This window comes from Corallococcus aberystwythensis (assembly GCF_003612165.1).
Lineage (GTDB): Bacteria > Myxococcota > Myxococcia > Myxococcales > Myxococcaceae > Corallococcus > Corallococcus aberystwythensis.
The window spans coordinates 1-1557 of sequence record NZ_RAWK01000527.1; the positions used below are offsets into that span (position 1 = coordinate 1).

Below are 1557 nucleotides of genomic sequence, written 5' to 3' on the forward strand. Positions count from 1 at the left end.
GGCGCGGGGATGCCCCTGGGGGGCGGTTGCCTTGAAAGGCCACAGGCGCTGCACACCCTGGATGGCAGGGGGCGCGCGATGATTGAAGCGGTGAAGCTCTGGAACGAGCCGAACAACAAGTCCCACTGGGACTTCGAGCTCGACAAGGACTGGCGCATCTATTCGCGGATGGTGCGGCTGGCGGGGGCGGCGGTCCGCGCGGAGCACCCGACGCTGCCTCGGGTCCTGGGGGGCATGTCGCCCATCGACCCCGGCTTCCTGGAGCACCTGGAGCGGCAGGGCGCGCTGGACGAGGTGGACGTGGTGGCGGTGCATGGCTTTCCGCTGGACTGGAACCACTGGCCCATCGACGAGTGGCCCCGGCGCATCGCGGAGGTGCGCGCGGTGTCCCGCCATCCGGTATGGGTCACGGAGGTGGGCGTGTCCTCCTTCGGCGCGGAGGAGGTCCAGGAGTTCGGCCTGCGGCGCACGGCGGAGCTGCTGCTGGGCCGGGTGGAGCGGATCCACTGGTACAGCCTCTACGACCTGCCCAAGACGTGGCCCGCCACCACGCGCCACCGCGAGGCGGAAGGGTCGTCGTACTACCGGCACTTCCACATGGGGCTGTTGCGCGAGGACGGCACGCCCAAGCGCGCGCTGCGGCACTTCGCGGACTACACACCGGAGTTGGGCCTCTGCCAGTGGTTCCACTTCGAGGACCCGCGGCTGGACGAAGCGGTGGCGTGGTTGAAGAAGCTGGGGGTGCGCCACCTGCGCACGGGGCTGAGCTGGGCGGACAGCCTGAGGCCCGGCGCGGAGGCGTGGTTCGACCGGCAGATGCGAGCGTTGGAGGACTTCGACGTGACGCTGACCTACTGCTTCACGCCGGAGTCATGCGGCATGGCCGCGCATCACACCAGTCCACCGAATCACGTGGAAGAGTACGCGGACTTCTGCGCGCGGATGACACGGCGCTACGCAAGGTAGGCCGCCAGCAGTTCGTCAACACGGCCAGCGCGGAACGAAGCGCTGTCGCCGCTCACGAATCAGGTTCTGCTTGGAAGGGTGCCGGCGGGAGCGGGAGGGCCGATGGCAGGGCAGGATGCCCGTCTGGAGACAAAGCGCCCCGGGATTCGCTGGAGTCCAGGGTGGCGGGAAAATGAGTCGCCCTGTTGTCGGCCTCTACAGGACGCTCCTGCTCCGGGGGACAGGCTGCAACCCCAAGAGCCTCTGTGTCTTCGGTGCCTGACACGAGGTGACCCGGGCCGCGCGTCTCAACGCAAGAGTTGGTCTCCAGCACCTCGTCCTGCGCGGAGCCTGACGCCGGAGCGCCGTGGCTGCACTCCTGGGCATGAGGGGCTTCGGGGGCCGCCTGCTCCCGAGGGACAGGAGCGAGTTGGTCCAGCACAAGCTCATCGTACGTCTTCATCAGCGCCGGCAGCTGGTGCTGAAGCGCCTGCACGTCGCGCGCATACAGCGCATCCAACGCGCAGATGACCCACTGGCGCATCACATCGCCGCCCATGAAGGGCAGCAGCCGGTCCGCGATGCCCCGGAAGGCCCGCTGCAGCGACTGGA

Annotated in this window: 2 protein-coding genes; both read left to right on the top strand. The window is 68.7% G+C overall.

The annotated features are described in order from the left end of the window. The first annotated feature begins 9 nt into the window (after window positions 1-9). Entirely contained in the window at window positions 10-966 is a 957-nt protein-coding gene (locus D7W81_RS41190) for a glycoside hydrolase 5 family protein (RefSeq protein ID WP_279637946.1), read from the top strand. A 409-nt stretch (window positions 967-1375) separates the two neighbouring features. After that, window positions 1376-1557, top strand: a 182-nt coding sequence (locus D7W81_RS43170) for a hypothetical protein (RefSeq protein ID WP_208721699.1), incomplete at its 3' end; no start/stop codon positions are given.